A 19,274-nucleotide genomic window follows, 5' to 3' on the forward strand; every position below is an offset into this window, starting at 1 on the left:
CAAGCAACGCGCCAGGCGCCACGACGTCGGCAAGACCGTCAAACGCGCCAAGACGATCAAGAAACACCAAGCTCACCAGGGTTAAACGCCAAGCTCAGCAGGTGTTGCCCTGGAGCCCGGCCCAGCGACCGAGCGGCGTGAGCTCAACGGGCATACGGCCGTTGACTCCCGCCGAGGCCGGTCGCCCGGGTGCCTCTGGGCCGGGCAAGCGAAGCGGACCCTTCGCGTTGAGGTCCAGGGCCGCGAACGGCTCGGGCAGCGTCAAGGCCGTCCACCCGCCGTCCGTGAAGTCCGCGAACACGTTCACACCGAGCTCCTCGCCGGAACTTCCCGGTTCGGGAAGCGGTACCACCAGCTCCATGTGATCGGCCTCCCAGGAGAGGCGGACATCAGAGGCGTTCTCCCAGACGGGATCGGGGTGCGGAACACGGCGGAACCGGGCGGAGGGCGCTTCGAGCCACCAGGCGCCGTCGCGGGTGCATCGCAGGAACCGTTCATCGGACCACTGGCCGGCGGCGAGATCATGCAGGGTGAACTCGCCCTCGCTCAACGGCTGCAGGCGGACGCGGACAGCGTGGACGGTGTCGGGCGTATCGCCCAGCTCCAGCCGCACTGCGAGCCCTTCGGGCCTTCGGGTGAGCGTGACGGTGAGTCCCGCTGGGTTGGCCAGTCCGCCTCGCACCCGGCCCGGACCGGCGAGCGGGACGGCTGCCTGTCGGCCGTCGGCAGCGGCGTCGAGGTGGGCCGCCGGCAGGTAGGCGGCTTCGGGGGAGGAGGCGTGCGCCTTCGCGGTGAGTCCGTACGGCGAGGGCAGGGCGTCCAGCACCTCGGGGTGCTCCTCGCGCAGGGTGACGACGAGGCGGATCGACAGGTCGGTCAGGAACCGGATCAGGTCGCACTTCACGCCGTCGGGCTTGGTGATGTCGTCATTGGCGAGGACCGCCTGGTAGTAGCAGCCGCCGCCGCACACGTAACGCGACGGGCAGGAGGAGCACTCGTTCCGCTGGTCGACGACCAGGTCGAGGTACTTGCGGCGCTCGGAGTCCTCGACGCCGGTGGAGGCGTGGCCGATGTGCCAGCCGGACTTGCCGATGAAGTGCGCGCACGGGTAGAGGTTGCCGTTGGTGTCCAGGTAGGTGCCGCTCTTGCCGGCGCCGCACCGGTAGACCTGTGCCGCGCGGTCCTTCACGCGGTAGAAGAACCGCATGAAGAAGTCCTCGGAGTTCAGCGCGAGCAGTCGGGTGAGGATGCCCTCCGGGGGCTGGGTGAGGATGTGCTCGACGAGGTCGGCGTAGCCCTGGCGGAAGGCCGGCAGGGTTTCGGCGTTGAGCGCGTAGTCCTTGTCGTGGGTGGCGTTGACCGGCTTCATGTAGATGTTGCGGGCCCCGACGTCCTCGAAGAGGTGACGGAAGATCGCCACGAAGTCGGTGCAGTACGCGGTCAGGACCGCCGAGACCCCCATGTCGGGGTGGTGGGCCAGCACCTGGTCGAGCACGGAACGCACGTGGTCGTACGTGCCCCCGCGGCCACCGGTGTAGAAACGTACCCGGTCGTGGACGTCCCGCGGCCCGTCCAGGCTGATGTCCTGGGGCGGGCCGAGCCGCTCGGCGAGCTCGGCCGTCATCGACAGCGTCGCGTTGGTGACCATGGGCCCCGCCCAGACCACGGCGACTGGCGAGTGGGCGAGGTTCTCGGCAACCAAGTCCTGGACCGTGTCGTGCATGTGGCGCACCAACATGGTCTCGCCCGCCTGGCCGAAGTCGATCCGGCTGTACCGGGCGTTCTCCCCGACCAGCCGCTCGCGGTGGGTGCGAAGGCCCCGCACCACCGTCTCCAGCGGGATGGTGACGGGCTTGCCGTCGGCGTGCACCCGGTCCCGGAACGAGCAGTACGTGCAGCCCATGTTGCAGACGTCGGTCAACGACAGCTGGGCCTGCGGGTACGCCTCACGGTAGGAGGTGATCTGGTGGACCGGCTCCAGGCCGCCGCACGGACACGGCTGGTCAGAAGCGGTGATTTGCCCGCCGCGGACATGGAAGGTGTAGCCGTCCGCGAAGGAGACGTGCGAAGCATCGCTGGTGGACAGTGGAATCGCGTCGCTGATTACAGTTGACCTCTCGGGTTGAGACGGCGTGGATCGGGGCGGAACGGGATTACAGGTTGCGCGGACCAGGCAGACCAAGTCGGCGACGCAGCACGTCCAGCTGGCCGGCCAGCTGCTCCACCTCTACGTCCGGGATGGTGGCCGGCGGCGCGGGATCGGCCGCCTCCCGCAGGGCGAAGGCCCGGCGTACCAGGGCTTCCACCTCGGCGGCCTCGTCACCCGGAACGAGTTCGTGCAGGAGTGACAGCTGCCGGACCAGCTTCACCGGAGGCGGCGCAGCTGCGGAACGGGCGAACACGAGCCGGGCCAGCAGCGCCCGGGACTCGAACCACAGGTACTTGGCGGTGAGTTCGCGGCCCCGCTGCTCGTACTCGCTCGGCCGACTGATGACGGCGGTGGATGGGGCGGCGATGGCGGTGGCGATCCAGCCGGGGCTGTGATGGTCCGTGTCGGGCCGGCGCAGCTCGAACCACTCGTGGAGATCGCGGCTCAACTTCCTGTCCGCGCTGACGACATCCCGCTCGGCCGGCCGGGCGGCGGAGCCCTCGGCAGCGAGACCTAGGCAGGTGAGCGCTTCGATCACGAGGTCCTCAAGCGCCCGATGCCCGGTGGGGTGGTCGGGTGAGCTCAGTTCGAAGTCGACGTCGCTGCCACGTCCGAGGACTCCCTGCGCGCACGAGCCGCGCAAGATGAGCTCCAACCCCTCCAGTCCCAGGACGGCTTGAACAGTCCGGGCAATGCGGGCGGTGGCTTCCTCGGCGGCCTCGGCACGCTCACATGCCGCATCTCACCCGCCGACGCCCAGCAGCGGCCAACGGGCGCTCGGCCGTGGAGAACAGGGCGAGAACCCATGACCGGCGGAACCGCTCCAGACCATGGCCGCAGTTGGTGAGGGCATCCAGCCGGTGAAGGAGATCCGCATAGGCGTCCTCACCCTGGTCTGCTCGCAGCCGTGAGGTCAGCACCGTGTGGAAGACACCGAGACCGGGCGGCAGAACGTCCTCGGCGAGATGACCCAGTCGGGCGGCACTCGCGGAATTCGGCCCCGAGGCGGGCAGTTCACTCGCGAGCGTCAACTCGATGCCCCGGCGACGCACCTCCCGCACGGTCAGCCCGGCCGGCAGCCAGGCGGCGAGTATGGACTCGAACCCATCCAGCGGCGGCTCCTCGCCGCTCCCCGCCGTAAGGCGCCTTCTGAGTCCCAGATCGCGTCCGAGCAGGTCGGACCACGCGATGTCCCACTTCATCACGGTCAGCGCACCGGGGGCGGCGGTGCCCGCCGGGACGAGCAGAGCGTCCTCCCAGTCGATCAGGACCGTCCGGCCGCTCTTCCGGAACATGCTACGCGGAATGCACCCGGACGCCTCCATACCGCGTCCCAGCACCGCCAGGAGGAGATGCTCGATCTCCTCCGTTGACAAGCCGGCCAGGCCGTCCGTTGAGGCGGAGAGCGGGATCCCGAGGTAGGGCGACACCAGAGCCGCCTTACGGTCGTCCAGCGGCACCAGGTCGGGCACGCACACCTCGATGCGCCCGAACTCGCTCACCGCGAGCGCACCCAGGCGACGCGCCGCCTCCGCAGCGAGGGCGCGCTCCGCGTGCGCCGCCGCCCACGACCGACGCTTGGCCACAAGGTCTCGGCCGTCATGGCGCAGCTGCCGCACGGCACCGGTGATGTCACCGAGTTCCGGATCGTCGAGCTCATGCCCTGCGTCGTCGCCGGCGAACACCGCCCGGATCGCCGCAGCGATGCCCAGCGAACCATCCGCATCCCCAGGCAGCCTGCTCACCCCACTCTCTCCCGAGTGCCGTACGGCAGGCTTGCCACCGTAGCCGTTCCATCACGCTGTGTTCGATCGAATTTGCGGATTCGACTCAAGGGGATGCGGAGTGCCTGCTTCCTCGCGAGGTGGAGGAACTCGTGGGGATGGCTGATGATCACTCAGGATGATCTACACCCAAGGTCCTTGAGCGGACCGGGTTCGCTCTGCGGCGCCCTTAATCAGGCCGCCGGCTGTGTGGGGCATGGGATACTCGGCAGACGGCGCCGACCGCTCGACGGGGTGGTGCTGTGCGACTCCCGTGGCCCGTCCGCGGATCCGCCCTCTCACAGAAGTGCTCCTTCGATCTATGCCTACGGTCCTCTCTGTCGCCGACGCGCTGCGCGAGCGCTTCGCACAGGCGATCTCCACTGCGTTCCCCGACGCCGCGGACAGCGACCCCCAGCTGCGACGAAGCGACCGCGCCGACTTCCAGGCCAACGGCATCATGAGCCTGGCCAAGCCACTGCGGGCCAACCCCCGCGAGGTGGCCGCGCGCGTGCTCGAGAACCTCGGCCCTGACCAGGTGATCGCGAACCTGGAGGTCTCCGGGCCTGGCTTCATCAACGTCACCGTCACTGACGCCACCATCCTCGAGCGCCTGGCCGCCCGTGCGGCCGACGCCCGACTCGGTGTCGGCAGCAACGCCGAGGCCGGCGTCACGGTGATCGACTACAGCCAGCCGAACATCGCCAAGGAGATGCACGTCGGCCACCTGCGCTCCACGATCATCGGGGACGCGCTCGTGCGCTCCCTCGAGTTCACCGGCGAGAAGGTCATCCGGCGCAACCACCTCGGGGACTGGGGCACCCAGTTCGGCATGCTCATCCAGTACCTCATCGAGCACCCCGCCGAGCTCGACGAAGGCACCGAGTCGGACGACTCCGGTCCGTCGATGTCCTGGCTCAACCGCCTCTACAAGGCGTCGCGCGCCAACTTCGACAGCGACGCCGACTTCGCCGACCGGGCCCGCCGGCGCGTCGTCGAGCTGCAGGCCGGCCACGCCGAGACCGTCGCATCCTGGCAGGGCATGGTCGACGAGTCGAAGGTCTACTTCGAAGCCGTCTACGCCCGCCTAGGCGTCCTCCTCGAGGACGCCGACACCGTCGGCGAGAGCTACTACAACCCGATGCTCGCCGACGTGTGCGCCGACCTCGAAGCCTCCGGCGTCGCCGTCCGCTCAGACGGAGCCCTGTGCGTCTTCTTCGACGACATCAAGGGCCCCAACGGCGAACCGACCCCGCTCATCGTCCAGAAGAGCGACGGCGGCTACGGCTACGCCACCACCGACCTCGCCGCCATCCGCGACCGCGTCGGCATGCTCGGCGCCAACCAGCTCCTCTACATCGTCGACAGCCGCCAGGCCCTGCACTTCCAGATGGTCTTCGAGACCGCCCGCCGCGCCGGCTGGCTCCCCGACAACGTCCGCGCCCTCCACCTCGGCTTCGGCACCGTCCTCGGCAAGGACGGCAAGCCCTTCAAGACCCGCTCCGGCGAGACCGTCCGCCTCATGGACCTCCTCGACGAAGCCGTCGACCGGGCCCGGACCGTCGTCGCCGAGAAGAGCCCCCAGCTCGCCACCGAGGAACTCGAAGACCGTGCCAAGCAGGTCGGCATCGGCGCGGTCAAGTACGCCGACCTCTCGACCTCCCGCACCCGCGACTACATCTTCGACGCCGACCGCATGGTCTCCCTCAATGGCGACACCGGCACCTACCTCCAGTACGCCTACGCCCGCATCCAGTCCATCCTGCGCAAGGCCCCCGACGGCGTCACCCCGACCGCCCACCAGGACCTGGCCCTGGAGCCGGCCGAACGCGCTCTCGGCCTCCTCCTCGACGAGTTCGGCACCACCATCGACCTGGTCGCCGAGACCTTCGAACCCCACCGCCTCTGCGCCTACCTGCACAGCCTCGCGGCGGCGTACACCACGTTCTACGAGCACTGCCCCGTCCTCAAGGCCCCCAGCCGCGAGGTCATGGAGACCCGACTGCTGCTGTGTCAGCTCACCGGCCAGACCCTCCGCCAGGGCATGGACCTCCTCGGCATCGGAACCCCCGAGCGCCTGTAGAACAGACGCCCCTGCGGGTCGGACAGGTACCCACCTGTCCGACCCGCAGGGGCGCTCGCGCCCACGGTCCGGCTACCCCTCTGCCCTTGGGAATCGGGAAGTCCCGGAATCCCAAGGGCAGGTGACTGTGGTGGCTATCGACCCCGGTTGAGAGTTATCGGCAGCCCAAGCAGCATCCCCGACTCAGAGCCCGATCCAGGGGGCGAGCGAGTCCCAGGCCATGCCGCACAGCCGCTGGGAGCGCTCGCGCACGAACTCCACGGTCCAGTCCTCCTCGCGCTCCGCGAGGGCTGCGACCAGCGGCAGATAGCGCGCTCGGCGGATGATGGCCTCCGCTCCTTCGCCGATCTCGATACCCTCGTGGGCCGCCTGCGCGAGCGTCCTTTCCGCCTCCTCGACAGTCGTCGCGGAGAGCGCCCGGAACATCAGCCGCTTGATCGGCCACGAGCGCTGATGGGCGGAGGAGTTCTCGACCCTGGGAAGCAGCGTCAGGTTCCCGAGCACGTGGACGGTGGTCGACTCGTCATAGAGCCTTCCCTCCCACCCGCTCGCGCCGGACCCCTTCGGGGCCACATGCTCGATCGTGGAGAACGCCTCGTCATGCCAGCGCTCCAGGTTGAGGGTGCTCAGGACTCCCTGCCTGCCGATCGTGACCAGGCCGGGCCGCTCCCTGTCGGGAGTCGAGTCGTTGGAGGCCGCGAGGAGCAGGAGCTTGGTGAGCTGCCGCGAGCTCGAGTAGACAGGTGTCTCGGCCGCGCGTGCCACCCATCGGTCCTTCTCGCCGAGCCCCTCCTCCTGGAGCTGTTGGCGGAAGTAGGCCAACATCTCCTCGATAGGGGGAACCTCGGTGAGCTGCCGGCCGAACCGCATGAACCGCGGCGCACCTTCGGCGGATGCCGGGAGACCCATGAGCTTGCGGTACTTGTTGTCGATTCCATTGGTGCTGCCGAAAGCACCTCGCCAGAGGCCGTAGAAGGCGCCGCAGGCTCGGACGGCGGTTAGGAACTGACGGGCCCGCTCGTCGATGTTGTCCTGCGCCAGCCGGTGCGAGGCGTAGTACCGGGTGAGCGGCGCGACCACGATCTCGTGCTTGGCCTCGCTAAGCACCTGGGCACACAATGCAGCCTGCTTTTGCAGCGCGTCATCCGTGCAGTCCGGCAACTTGTCCGGCTGAGCCCACGGACCGGAGACGAACTTGGTGACCTGGGCCAGAGCCTGCAGGAAGACCCGCCGCTCGGACTGGCCGGCCTCCTTGTCGAACGAGGTGCGCAGGTAGTGACGCTGCTCGCTGAGGCGCTTGCTGAGCCGGGTTCCGTCATTGAGCAGAGCGAACGGGATGAGGATGTTGTCCGTTGCGGTCTGCCGCTTGTCAGCGGATGACGCACCCTGTGCATCGAGGTACTTCTCGATGGTGTCGAAGTGGTTGTACGACTCCGAGTCGTGCCACTCCTTGAGCGGCTCGTTCTTAATGGCCTTGGGCTTGAACGTCTCGATCGCGGTGAGCGGCTGCCCAGTGGTGTTCAGCGCTTCGAACATGTCGAAGCCGTAGTCCTCGTGCTTGGACGTCACGACCGCCACGGTCACGCGGTTGAGCAGGTAGTTGGCGAAGACGATCAGCCGCAGAAGCGCCCCCAGGCGGTCGTCTTCCCGTGCGGCGTCGATCACGTAGTCGGGGAACGGGCTGTTGAACAGGCCCTCCTGGAGGACCTTGGAGTCCACCATGGCCTGAGCGGAGGGGATCTCGGCCTCGTCCTCCCGAGCCTGCCGCGACAGCGAGACGGCTTGGCGCAGCGTGCGACGGATGAGGACGCGCGTGAGCTCGAGATGCCTGTGAGCCTGGGCGTTGGCGTCTTCGGCTTCGCCCTCGACGAAGGGAACGTGCTTGTAGTCCTGGGAGATCGGCTCGTTGCGGCGGAACTGCCCGTACTGGTGCAGGTAGTACCCGATCGGGGATTCGTACCGCGCTTCGCCCTTATTGCGGGACCACACGTCGTGGAACGAGCGGATCATGCGAGGGTAGAAACGGAAGCTGCCCTCGCCGTAGCGCATATCCTCCTCGAAGGTGTCGGTGAGACGGACCGTCACATCGACTGCCTGGTTGAAACACCAGTCTCGGGCCTCACCTCCGTTCTTGGGGAGCCGATTCGCTCGAAGGCTGATTTCTTCGTGTAGGACAGTGGTCAGCAGGAGAAGGGTGGTCATCCGCTGCTGGCCGTCGATGATGCTCATGACCTTCGCGGGCACCATCGGTCGGTGGATCGGGTCCACGGTGCTGTACTGAAGGTCGCGCAGCGCGATTACCGAGCCGATGAAGCAGATCGATTCCGGGAACTTGGTGATCTGCTCCACGCCGTGGGCGACGTCGGCGATGAGGCGCTTGACCTTGTTGGACTCCCAGCTGTATGCGCGCTGGTACGGCGGGATATAGAGTCCCTGCCCGGTTTCGCTGAGGTACTGCGCCACGGTGTAGGGGGCGGCGTCAAAGATTTCTCGGGTTTCCAAATGAAGCTCCCGTGCATTTCGCGGTTCCGTTTGCCAGCCAGGCTCTCTTCGCGCGTTATCGCGGCTTTTCGGTTCCTCGGCTCACGCGGGCAGCCTGCGGCCCGGCGTCGCTGGAACACTTCACAGCTGCTGCGGTTCCTGCCGGCCCCCTCGCCACGTGTCCCCGGATGGGGGCACCTCTGCTTCCAGCCGTCCCCCTCGGTGTGCCCAACCCTGACCGTCGCGGCCTGCCGCTAATGGGTAGTCCACGACCAGTGATCACCCTAGACCGAGCGACTGACACGCATGAGTTCCTCTCGGAAAATCGCATACAAAAAACCGGGCATATCTGACATATGCCCCGAAATTTCGATGACTCGATTGCGGAACGCCGGTACGACGCCCGGCAGGCGAGTAGCGCACCGTGTCCGGCCGGGCGGTTTGGGTGAGCGCGCGTCGGCAGTCACTCCGGTTGGATAGGATCTCAGTGCACTCCTGGTGGAACGGATCATCCCGCCGAGGGGAGCCGCCAGGAGTGAGAGTCGGAAACGCGCCGAAACGAGGGGGCAACATGGTCGAGGGCCGTGCCGCAGAAGCAAAGATCGTGTACCTCGACTACAACGCCACAGCCCCGCTGCGCCCGGAGGCCCTCGAGGTAACGCTGGCCGCGCTCAAGAGCGTCGGCAACGCCTCAAGCATGCACCACTTCGGCAGAGGCGCCGCCGCCAGGGTCGACGGCGCGCGCCGCCAACTTGCCGATCTGCTCAGCTGCTCCCCTGGAGAGATCATCTTCACCTCGGGGGCAACCGAGGCGAACAACCTTGCCCTGCGGGCCGCGCTGGCCCGCGGCGGTGCACTGGTGACCACTGCGGTTGAACACCCTGCCGTGCTTGAAGCGGGGCGTGCGGTCACTGGAGGGGAGCTCGGTGATCTTGTCGTACTCTCCGTGGACGGCGATGGCGTCCTCGACCTGGAGGCGCTCCACGAGGCCCTCGACAGGCGGAATGTTGCCCTGGTGTCGGTCATGCTCGCAAACAACGAGACCGGAGTCCTGACCGACCTGGGCCCCATCGCCAAGGCCGCCCACGAAGTCGGCGCCCTGGTCCACACCGATGCGACGCAGTATGTCGGGCGGCTGCCCCTGGACCTTGCGGAGCTGGACGTCGATCTGCTGTCGCTCTCTGCTCACAAGTTCGGCGGCCCGCAAGGAGCGGGGGCGCTGTTCGTCCGCCGCGGCACCAACCTTCCGCACCGCCCCCTCCTGATCGGAGGCGGCCATGAACGCGGATGGCGAGCCGGAACCCTCAACGTGGCCGGCATCGCCGCGCTCGGCGCCGCAGCAGAGGCTGCCCGACGCAACCTGCCCTCGGAAGCCGCCCGAGTGTCCGAGCTGCGCGACAGGCTGGAAGCCGGTCTGACCGCCCGTGTGTCGGGCTGCCAGATCAATGCAGCGAGGGCGTCTCGCCTTCCTGGTGTGACTAGTGTCACCTTTCCGGGAGTGCCGGCCGACGCGGTGCTCGCCGCCATGCCACACGTAGCGGCATCGGACGGCAGCGCCTGCTCATCGGGAGCGCCGGGCCCGAGCCATGTCCTGCTGGCAATGGGCCGCAGCCGTGAGGACGCGGACTCCACTGTGCGCTTCTCCCTGGGATACGCCACCACCGCGGAGGACGTCGACCGAGCAATCGACGCGACTGCTGCCGCAGTCGAGCAAACCCGATTGCTGATGGCCGCTACCGCCAAACAGTGACCGACGTTATCCCTTAGCCCTTCTTTCCTGCGATTGACCACCGAGAGGCATCCCCGAATGTCAGACAGCCGGCTCGCTGAGGCCGTCGAGCTCAATTTCAACCGCCACGAGACCTTCGCGCCGCGGTTCGGTTGGATGCACAAGGCTTACACGCAGGTCAAGGACCACCCCGACATTTTCTACCGCGAGGACGCCCCCGTCCTGCTCGGCGTCGGCCGGAACATGGTCAACGCGATGCGCTACTGGTCGAAGGCGTTCAAGCTGACCCAGGAACACGCGCATACCGACCCGTCCAAGAAGGCACGCCAGTCCGCACCGACATGGCGCGCACGCTGGTTGCTCGACGAGCACGGCGCGGACCCGTATCTCGAGGACACCGGCAGCCTCTGGCTGCTGCACTGGTGGCTGCTCTCCGCCGAACCGGACTCCAAGTGCCAAGCACCCAGCTGGTACGTGATGTTCAACCTGGCGCCCCGCTCCCGAGTCACGACCGCAGAGATGACGAGCGTCATCACGCGCTTCGTGCATGAGAACTTCGATGAAGAGAAGTGGCGGGCTGCGGAGTCGGTCAATCGTGACGTGGACTGCCTGGTCAAGATGTACGCCCTGGACCAGGAGTTCAACCCGCTGTCTCCGGGAAGCTTCGAGGACCTGCTCATGTCCCCGTTCAGGGAGCTCGGACTGCTGGAGGGGCAGGGCAAGGGCAAGCAGCGGACCTGGCGCTTCACCAGCGGATCACGGTCGAACCTGCCCGCGCCGGTGCTCGCCTACGCCTGCCTGGACTACGCCTCTCGGCTCGCCCCGAATGCTGGCTCGATCACGCTGGCACGGCTGGCCGCAGAAGAAGGGTCACCGGGCCGCGTATTCCGCATGCGGGAGCCTGAGTTGACCAAGGCCATCGAGTCTGTGATCAATGACCACCCTGACCTCCAGCTGGTCGAGGCCCTCGGTCAGAGGAGCCTCGCCTACCGCAAGCCGCCACAGGCACTCGCGTGGGACATCTTGGATGAGTACTACGGCCGCGTCCGGGAACGGGACGGATTCCCCAGCCCGGACCAATGGACCGAGATGTACCCCGGGCTTGCCAAAACCGCGGTGAGCAGTCCGCGTAAGAAGACTTCACAGCAGGCCGAGGAGCTGGTGTTCGGCGAGGAGAACTCCTGATCATGACGACGAAGACCAAGCAGCGCTCCCGCCAGAGCACGGACAGCTTCCAGCTCCCGAAGGGCATCGCCCTGGTCGGATCGGAGCTGCGGTCCACCAACCTCGAACGTGACGTCCGCGAGCGCCACCTGAACTCGCCCTACGTCGGCGCGCGCGCCCTCGATGTCCTTGAGCGTGTCACCAACGCAGTCGGCGAGCTCGGACGCACCCGCGCGTGGTCTTTCACCGGCCCCTACGGCTCCGGTAAGTCCACGCTCTCCAACCTCTTCGACGCCTTCCTCGGACACGACAAGGCTCGCCGTGCCGAGGCAGAAGCGGCCGTTGCGGCAACCAGCCCCGGGTACGCCGCCCGGCTGTCCCGCGTCCGGGACGAGATGACCGCGGACGGCTTCCTCGGTGCTGTTGCTACGGCCCGTCGTGAACCGCTTGCCGCATCGATTCACCGAGCCCTGCAGACCGCAGTCGAGCGCAGGTGGAAGAAGCGGCCCCCGAAGGCCGTTGCCCAGGCCCTTGCCGCGTGCGCCGAACGGGAGGTCCCGACGGCGCAGAGCCTGTTGGATGCCGTCACCGTGCTGTGTGACGCGGCCCCTGTCCTGCTGATCCTCGACGAGTTCGGCAAGACACTCGAGTACCTCGCCGCGGCCGGCGACACCGGAGACGCCGACAGCGACGTCTTCCTGCTCCAGATGCTGGCAGAGAAGGGAGCAGGCCGCTCTGGCCTGCCGCTGTTCATCTTCACGCTCCAGCACCTGGCGTTCACCGACTACGCAGCGCGATCCAGCTCCGTCCAGACCCAGGAATGGGCGAAGATCCAGGGCCGGTTCGAGGACATCACCTTCGCGCCGAACCTCGGCGACGCCGTCCACCTCATGCGCCGACGCCTCGACCTGTCCGCCGTGGCCGAGTCGGGCCGCGCACTTATCGAGGCCCAGGCAGAAGCTGCCGCGAAGGCGTGGAGGGAGGGGCACGCACTCAATTCCGTCGTCGACATCTCGGCCGAGATGTTCGCCGGCCTCTACCCCCTGCACCCGCTGACCGCTGTCGCGGCCCCGTTGCTCGCCTCCCAGATCGGCCAGCATGACCGCAGCCTCACCGGCTTCCTCGCCAGTGACGAGCCCCACACGGTCCGGCGGACAATGGAGACGCTGTCCTCGGACACGCCCGAGCGCGCCTCGACGGTTCGCCTCCCGCAGCTGTACGACTACTTCTTCGCATCGGGCCGCACCACCATCCTGGCCTCGGCCAACGCCAGCCGCTGGCTCGAGGTCGACATGCGGCTCAACGAGGCCCACGGCCTGCCCAACGAGGACCAGGAAGTCCTCAAGGTCATCGGCATCCTGAACCTCATCGACGCAGACGGTCTCCTGCGCGCAACGCCCGGCATGATCCAGTTCGCGCTCAACGACCCACTCGACGCCAACGACCCGGACCGCTTCGCAGCCCTGCAGAAGAAGCTGGACAAGCTCGTCCAAGACGGCTTCGTGGTTCACCGCGCCTACAGCAACGAGTACCGCGTCTGGCAGGGCACCGACGTCGACATCGAAGCCCGGGTCCGCGAAGTCGCCACCCGGATCAAGCCGGCGGATGTCGTCGACTACGTCAGCAAGCACCTCGGCACTGTCCTTCCCGCCGCTGTGGTGGCCGGCAAGCACAGCCAGCAGACCGGAATGCTGCGCTACTTCGTCACAGCGGTCAGCCACGAAGGCGAGAAGATCGACGGCCCTGAGGTGGTCAAGGACGCCGCAGATGGCCTCATCGTCTACCACCTCGGCACCCTCGACACCCGGCCTGCCGTCAACTCGCCCCTTCCTGTACTGATCGGCGTCACCGAGAACCCCGAACGGGTCCTTCAAGCCGGAATCGACCTCGTCGCGCTCGAGGAACTCCTCGACGACGACACCATCGACCACGTCGCATCCCGGGAGATCGCCGAACGCGCAGCAGAGATCTCCCAGCTCATCGGAGCGCAGCTCGACGAGGCGTTCAACCCCCTTAGCCCGCAAGCCACCTGGCACCTCTGGAACACCGCTGCCGACGTCGGCAAAGCGCCCGACGCAGCTCTCGAAGCGCGCAGCTACGCCAGCCTCGCCTCCCAGGCATGCGAACTCGTCTACCCGCACACCCCACGCATCCGCAACGAGATGGCCGGCCGTCACCAGCTCACCAGCAACGGCTCGCGAGCCCGTCGCGAGGTGCTCACCGCCATGATCCAGCGATCGGGCGTGCACCTCCTGGGCTTCGACCCTGACAACTACTCCGCAGAACGTGCGATGTACCACGGAGTTGTCGAGTACCTAGGCCTCCACCGCGTCGCGGGGGAGAGCGGTAACGCTGTCGACGCCGACACCATCCTCACCCACGGAATCTCCAGGCCCAGCAAGGAGACCAACGCCGAAGCCAACGTCACCGAAGTCTGGGACACCCTCGAGGCAGCGCTGACCAAGGCCACCCGGCCGACCCCTCTGGGCGATATCTACGAGAAGCTCATGGCACCGCCCTTCGGTGTCAAGGCCGGCGTCGTCCCGGTTCTCGTGGTCACCGCGCTGATCCTTCGCAGCGACGACATCGCACTGTTCGAGGACGGCAACTACTGCCAGCGGCTGACCCCGGAGATCATCGAGCGGCTCAACGTCAACCCGGACCGCTTCATGGTCAAGGCCGCACCCGTCGGCCGCGGCCAGCGCCGCCTCGTGGTCGAAGGACTCGCTAAGGCCCTCAACATCACCGCGCCGCGATCGCGCTCGGCCCGCAACCCCATGCTCCTGGCCGTCACCCGGACGATCCTCGGCCGCTACATGGCCCTTGACGACTTCGCCAAGGCTACCAAGCGTCTGAGCGCGCCGGCGCTGAAGCTCCGGGACGTCCTGAAGGAAGCCACCGACCCCGACGAGCTGATCTTCACCGCCCTGCCCCTCACTCAGGGATCCGAGCCCGTCCTGGCCGAGACCGCCAAGGACGAACAGGCAGCCAAGACGTACGTCGCGAGCCTCGTCGCCGCCCTCGACGAGCTTTCCGGCGCGAGCGCCGCCCTGCGCCAGCAGCTCGTCGCGGCCCTCGCAAAGGAATTCCGTCTTCCTGCCGAGATCGGCGAACTCCGCGCCGGTCTCGCCGAACGCCTTCGCGGGTTCGCCAACGCGCCCCTCGAACTCAGCCTGCAGGGCTTCGTCTCGCGCGTTCTCGACGAGAACCTGCCGGACGAGGACTGGCTCGAGCCGATCACCATCCGTCTCCTCAACAAGGCCCTCGTCAACTTCACCGACCGCGACACGGATGCCTTCCCGGCCAAGGTGAACGAGGTCGCCCGCGCCCTCGACCGAGTCAGCCACCTCTACGAGACAAACGACGAGCCGGAGGCCGTCCGGAAGCCGGCCTCGCGGAGGCAGATCGACACCCGCCTTCTCACGCTCACCACCCCCCAGGGCACCGAGGAACGCACCCTCATCCACGTGCCGAAGCAGTCACGCAAGGCAGCCGACAAGCTCGTTGTCAGTGTCATCAGGCAGGCTGAAGAGGCGCTCGGCCCGGACGGCGCCCGCATTCTGCTCGCCGCCCTCGCCGAACGCCTGGCCGCCGCCAGCACCGACGCGGCCCCCGAGACGAAGGAGAAGCTGTGAGCGACACCAGCTCCGGCACCAAGAAGCGCCACGTACTCGGCCTGTCCGGGGGCAAGGACTCCTCAGCCCTCGCCATCCACATGCGCGACCGGGTACCCGACATGGAGTACTTCTTCTGTGACACCGGCGCCGAGCTGCCCGAGACGTACGAGTACCTCAACCGCCTTGAAGCCGCGGTCGGCAAGCCGATCGTCCGATTGAACGCCAGCCGAGACTTCGACCACTGGCTTGAGGTCTACCAGGGCACCCTGCCCAGCCCCCAGATGCGCTGGTGCACCAAGAACCTGAAGATCAAGCCGCTGGAGGAGTGGGTCGGCGACGACGAGGTGATCTCCTATGTCGCCATCCGGGCAGACGAGAACCGCCTGGGCTACGTCAGCACCAAGCCGAACATCACCGCGGTCTTCCCGTTCCGCGAAGATGGCATCGACCGCGCCGGCGTAGACAGGATCCTCGATGAGGCCGGCATCGGCCTGCCGGCGTACTACGAGTGGCGCACCCGCTCCGGCTGCTACTTCTGCTTCTTCCAGCGCAAGCACGAGTGGGTCGGACTCAAGGACCGCCACCCGGACCTCTTCGAGAAGGCGATAGCTTACGAGGAGAAGGTCAACTACCGGCACACTGCGATGCAGGGCCGGCAGTACACCTGGTCCCAGGGCGAATCCCTGCACGACCTGATCGAGCGCCGCGAGGAGATCGAAGCCAAGCATCAAGCAGCCCTGGAGAGGGCGGCCACCCGCATAAGGCCGAACCGACCGCTGCTCGAGATCCTCGCCGATGCCCACGACGAGGACGACGACGAGGCAGGTTGTTCCGTCTGCCACCTGTGAGAGAACACCTGAGCCCCGTTGCGGCCGACGACAGCCGTCTGTAACGGGGCTCAGGTGCAGCCGACGGCGCTCGCAGCAACTCAGCCGCGCCGCCAAGATCCAGTACGGCACGTCGGAGAGCGATATCGTTTGGGAGCCCGCACGTGAGCCGGGCCTGAGTAGACGATGCTCCCCGGAGAAACACTGGTCATGGCCGCACAGCTGCCCTACCTGGTCGGCCACACCGAGATCGCCGCCCTGTTTGGCATCGAGCGCCAGACGTCTCAAAAGTGGCGGACCGACGGCATCCTCGGCGAGCCCGACCTCATCGCGTCCGGGAACCCCTACTGGCTGCTCCACACGGTACTTCAGCTCGACGGGCACAGTGGTCGGGAAATCACCGAAAGGCGACTGGCGCAGTACAAAGCAACGATCCCTGGCGGATACAGCTTCACGGACTCGAAGGAGCTTCCGGCGCTCGCAGGGATCAAGGAAGCGGCTCTCGTCCTGAGGGTCGACGAACGAGCCATCGCTCGATGGCGGAACCGGCGGACGATTGCGGACGAGGATCTCAAACTATCGGGGTCACCGCTCTGGCTTCTCGACACGCTCATCGCTGATGCCCAAGCCCGCGGCCGGGCGGTTGATGCAGAAGCACATGCAAGGCTGCTCGCCGGTGAGAGGTTGAGTCAGAAGCCGCGAGGCCGTAAGGCGGCCTTGGGAAGATAGTCAGGCTGGATGCCGCAGCCCGGGTTGGTGATGACGTTACGTCATGCACCAGCCAGAGTCACACAGCCCGTCGTCGTCGACGACGGGAGGTTCCCCCGATATCGCCTCGGCCAGCGGACGGCCGTAGCGGGTTAGGTACACCGGGTCCCGGCCGAGAGCCTTCCGCCGGCGGTTGACCAGTTCCTCGATGTGCACCGACTGGGCGAAGAGATCGGGCTCCAGCGACCGTTGACGGCGCCAATCCCCAACCGTGCGAAAGGGGCAGAAGAAGCACGAGCTCTTCGGAGGGACGGGCAGCCCCGCTTCCTCGATGAGGCGCACACAGTCCGTCCTCCGAAGCCCGAGGTCCAGGAGCGGATACTCGATCAGCTCATACGGTTCGCTGCGCCTGCGATTCGCACGATGGACCTCGTCGACGGAAATTCCGATGCCCACGTGCGCTGGCGCACCGGTCGTGGCGCCGTGTTCGCGAAGCCACCGACCGATCACCTTGATCTTGAAATCGGCCGTGCAGGACCTTCTCCCTGGTGCCCCGTTCGCCATGCGAACGGGGATCGGGATGGAACGAGTGTCGGGTCTGCTGAGGCATTGCACCAGCGTTTCGGACTCCCCATCGCGCCGAAGCCTTCGGAGCTGCCTGAGATCGATCCCGGCGCTGAAGGCGAACGGAACTGCGATGTCTCGCACGTACGTGAGCGTGGCCGGGTGCTCGCTATCGTCGCCGACGTTCGCGAACAGGAACGTCGGGTAGTCGATTTCACGGCGAGCTGCGAGGACGAGTAGCGCAGTGGACTGAACGCCGCCCCCGTAGGACACCGCTCTCAATGGGCCGGCCGTCCGCTCTCCACGCCCGGACATCGCATCTACTGAAGGTTGACCCATGGAGGCTCCCAGGTTGATCAATCGAACCTGAGATGCTCTATGGATGATGATCGAATAGATCAAGTGTTTATCTCGCATGGCTCGATGTCCCGCACCACCGATCCCTTGATCCCTTGGGTGGCGAAGCCGGACATAGCGTGGACCTGCGAGTGCGGCAAGGCGGTTGCTCGGCTGAACCGGCGAAGATGGCGGCGACCCCCGCAGTTGGTATCTGCAGGGTCAAGCGCGGCGGCCAGGGGGAGAACAGGCTCGTCGGCGGAGCATTTGAGGAGATGGCCGTAAAGGTTGATGGTGACGGCGAGCATGGCGTGGCGCAGGGCCTTGCGCTGGGCGGCGATCCAGTGCTTAGCGGGCCGTGCTGGCTTAGAGTGTGGACGACCGTCGGCTCGCCGGACGCCGGTGACCCGGGGACGAGCTGAGCGGCAGGGGCGAGGAGTGCTCTACCCGGCCGTCGACTGCGCCCTCTTGTCCTGTGGGTTCCCCTACAGGAACCCGCAGGAAATCCACTGGAGGCGCGCGAGTTGGCCCGCTAACGTGCCCGCATGCCGAAGAACCCGAAGCCGCCCCGTGGCGAGGAGCAGGCTGCCGAAACGCTGGTCAACCATGTTCTCGGCACCGAGACGCGTTTGCGCGACGACAACTCCAAGCCCGGCATGCCCGATCTCCTGCTCGCGGCGCCCAGCTACCCGGAGCCGACCATCGCGGTGGAGATCACCTCCACCACCGACCAACAGCAGGCCAGGCTCTGGGGCTTCATCGACAAGAAGTACTCCGACGAGGTCTACATTGAGTTGTCCATGGGCTGGTTCGTCGAGTTCCGGCCGGGCGCCCCGGTCGGCGAGGCCGAGGCGAAGCAGCTCGTACGCGTCCTCGCGGACCTGGAAGCCAGGGGCGTCGAGCGGGTCAGTGTCCGCGACTGGGACACCGAGATGCCCGCAAACACCCCTGCCCCCGAGCACATCACCCGCCTTCGGGCGCTCGGGCTGCGGGCTGTCGCCCAGATCGGATCCGGCCCCGAGGTGCGAGGCCGGATCATCCCGTCCACCATCGCCACCGGCACAACGCCCGCCACCGCCGAGGCGGTCACCCCGTACATCGACGCTTTCCTGCTGACCGGCACCGCTGGCAACAAGCTCGGCAAACTCCAGCGCGCCAAGGACGACGGCCTGCACACCGTGCTTTTCATCTGGGCAGACTCCTCTCACCTGAGTATCGGCATGGCACTTGACAAGGCCTTCCTGCCCGGCGGCGACCCGAAGGTGCCGCAACAGGTGGACGAGGTGTGGCTGGCGAGCTACTTCGCCCGGCACACCCTGTTCCGGTGGACCAGGACGGCCGGGTGGGCAGTAGTCCCGGTGCACGGCGCGGTCACCACCACCAACCCGCAAGCGGAGTAGCCACACTGATCACTGGCGCGGGGCTGCTGCTGCCGGAGGAATCCGATGACCGCCCCCAGCCCCAGTCGACTCCGCCCGCCACCGCGCCGTCCGCACCGGAGCCGGGCAACCCTCATCACCCAGGACACCCAGGCCAAGCTTCTGACCCGGGAGAAGACGCAGGGCGAGCGTGCCGCCATCCGAAAGCTTGTCGGCGACCTCGGTCCACCGACGCCGCAGAACTCACCACCTGGGTCGAGACGCAGTGCACCGGCGAGCAGGCTGCCCTCAGAGAGATCGAGCGCCAGGAGCGGCCGCCGCGCAGCGCGAGCAGCAGGCTCTGGACCATCTCAACCAGGCAGTCCAGCACGCTGGCCTGAGAGGGCGTTTGATCTCGTGAGTTCCATGATGTCGGGTTCAGGTGCCTCGCCAGGTGGGTGTTGATTCGCCGGTGAGGCGGCGGGTCATGTTGTC

General features: G+C 67.1%; 12 protein-coding genes. 7 read left to right on the forward strand and 5 right to left on the reverse strand.

Annotation, left to right across the window (positions count from 1 at the left end):
• Nucleotides 1-94: 94 nt before the first annotated feature.
• The 3 genes from ACWD4P_RS34750 to ACWD4P_RS34760 all read right to left on the reverse strand — a co-directional run bounded on the left by ACWD4P_RS34750 (nucleotide 95) and on the right by ACWD4P_RS34760 (nucleotide 3,894).
• On the reverse strand, nucleotides 95-1,921 hold the full coding sequence (locus ACWD4P_RS34750; RefSeq protein ID WP_449782379.1) for a radical SAM protein: 1,827 nt from the start codon (nucleotides 1,919-1,921) through the stop codon (nucleotides 95-97).
• 232 nt (nucleotides 1,922-2,153) lie between these two features.
• Nucleotides 2,154-2,597 carry a hypothetical protein gene (locus ACWD4P_RS34755; RefSeq protein ID WP_449782380.1) on the reverse strand — a complete coding sequence of 148 codons (444 nt, stop codon included), beginning with the start codon at nucleotides 2,595-2,597 and terminating at the stop codon, nucleotides 2,154-2,156.
• Between the two features lie 280 nt (nucleotides 2,598-2,877).
• Nucleotides 2,878-3,894, reverse strand: coding sequence for a hypothetical protein (locus ACWD4P_RS34760; RefSeq protein ID WP_359820519.1), 1,017 nt, complete (start codon nucleotides 3,892-3,894; stop codon nucleotides 2,878-2,880).
• Nucleotides 3,895-4,234: 340 nt separating this feature from the next.
• On the opposite strand from ACWD4P_RS34760, the gene argS reads away from it, so the two are divergent.
• Nucleotides 4,235-5,995, forward strand: a complete 1,761-nt coding sequence (gene argS, locus ACWD4P_RS34765) for an arginine--tRNA ligase (protein WP_359820517.1) — start codon at nucleotides 4,235-4,237, stop codon at nucleotides 5,993-5,995.
• A 183-nt stretch (nucleotides 5,996-6,178) separates the two neighbouring features.
• Here argS and ACWD4P_RS34770 read toward each other — a convergent pair whose 3' ends face one another.
• Complete coding sequence (locus tag ACWD4P_RS34770) at nucleotides 6,179-8,497, reverse strand: DUF262 domain-containing protein (RefSeq protein ID WP_359820514.1); 2,319 nt, start codon at nucleotides 8,495-8,497, stop codon at nucleotides 6,179-6,181.
• Nucleotides 8,498-9,047: 550 nt separating this feature from the next.
• On the opposite strand from ACWD4P_RS34770, the gene ACWD4P_RS34775 reads away from it, so the two are divergent.
• The 5 genes from ACWD4P_RS34775 to ACWD4P_RS34795 all read left to right on the forward strand — a co-directional run bounded on the left by ACWD4P_RS34775 (nucleotide 9,048) and on the right by ACWD4P_RS34795 (nucleotide 16,542).
• Nucleotides 9,048-10,226: a cysteine desulfurase family protein gene (locus ACWD4P_RS34775; protein ID WP_359820512.1), complete on the forward strand. Its 1,179-nt coding sequence runs from the start codon at nucleotides 9,048-9,050 to the stop codon at nucleotides 10,224-10,226.
• A gap of 57 nt (nucleotides 10,227-10,283) precedes the next feature.
• Nucleotides 10,284-11,390 carry a DUF4007 family protein gene (locus tag ACWD4P_RS34780; protein WP_359820509.1) on the forward strand — a complete coding sequence of 369 codons (1,107 nt, stop codon included), beginning with the start codon at nucleotides 10,284-10,286 and terminating at the stop codon, nucleotides 11,388-11,390.
• 2 nt (nucleotides 11,391-11,392) lie between these two features.
• Nucleotides 11,393-15,004, forward strand: coding sequence for an ATP-binding protein (locus ACWD4P_RS34785; RefSeq protein ID WP_359820506.1), 3,612 nt, complete (start codon nucleotides 11,393-11,395; stop codon nucleotides 15,002-15,004).
• Nucleotides 15,001-15,834, forward strand: a complete 834-nt coding sequence (locus ACWD4P_RS34790; RefSeq protein ID WP_359820504.1) for a phosphoadenosine phosphosulfate reductase family protein — start codon at nucleotides 15,001-15,003, stop codon at nucleotides 15,832-15,834. The genes ACWD4P_RS34785 and ACWD4P_RS34790 overlap by 4 nt, the downstream gene beginning before the upstream one ends.
• A gap of 189 nt (nucleotides 15,835-16,023) precedes the next feature.
• Nucleotides 16,024-16,542, forward strand: a complete 519-nt coding sequence (locus ACWD4P_RS34795; protein WP_359820501.1) for a hypothetical protein — start codon at nucleotides 16,024-16,026, stop codon at nucleotides 16,540-16,542.
• Between the two features lie 36 nt (nucleotides 16,543-16,578).
• On the opposite strand, the gene ACWD4P_RS34800 is transcribed toward ACWD4P_RS34795, so the two are convergent.
• A complete protein-coding gene (locus ACWD4P_RS34800) occupies nucleotides 16,579-17,487 on the reverse strand; it encodes an adenine nucleotide alpha hydrolase family protein (protein WP_359820499.1) in 909 nt (302 codons plus the stop codon).
• Nucleotides 17,488-17,966: 479 nt separating this feature from the next.
• On the opposite strand from ACWD4P_RS34800, the gene ACWD4P_RS34805 reads away from it, so the two are divergent.
• Nucleotides 17,967-18,821 (forward strand): hypothetical protein, encoded by an 855-nt coding sequence (locus tag ACWD4P_RS34805; protein WP_359820497.1) that lies wholly within the window; start codon nucleotides 17,967-17,969, stop codon nucleotides 18,819-18,821.
• Nucleotides 18,822-19,274 lie beyond the last annotated feature (453 nt).

The sequence above is a fragment of the Kitasatospora sp. NPDC002543 genome, assembly GCF_053594915.1.

Excerpts from the sequence above, each read along its gene's own strand:
- argS (WP_359820517.1), top strand. The coding sequence starts at position 4,235 with ATGCCTACGGTCCTCTCTGTCGCCGACGCGCTGCGCGAGCGCTTCGCA.
- ACWD4P_RS34775 (WP_359820512.1), top strand. The coding sequence starts at position 9,048 with ATGGTCGAGGGCCGTGCCGCAGAAGCAAAGATCGTGTACCTCGACTAC.
- ACWD4P_RS34780 (WP_359820509.1), top strand. The coding sequence starts at position 10,284 with ATGTCAGACAGCCGGCTCGCTGAGGCCGTCGAGCTCAATTTCAACCGC.
- ACWD4P_RS34785 (WP_359820506.1), top strand. The coding sequence starts at position 11,393 with ATGACGACGAAGACCAAGCAGCGCTCCCGCCAGAGCACGGACAGCTTC.
- ACWD4P_RS34795 (WP_359820501.1), top strand. The coding sequence starts at position 16,024 with ATGGCCGCACAGCTGCCCTACCTGGTCGGCCACACCGAGATCGCCGCC.
- ACWD4P_RS34805 (WP_359820497.1), top strand. The coding sequence starts at position 17,967 with ATGCCGAAGAACCCGAAGCCGCCCCGTGGCGAGGAGCAGGCTGCCGAA.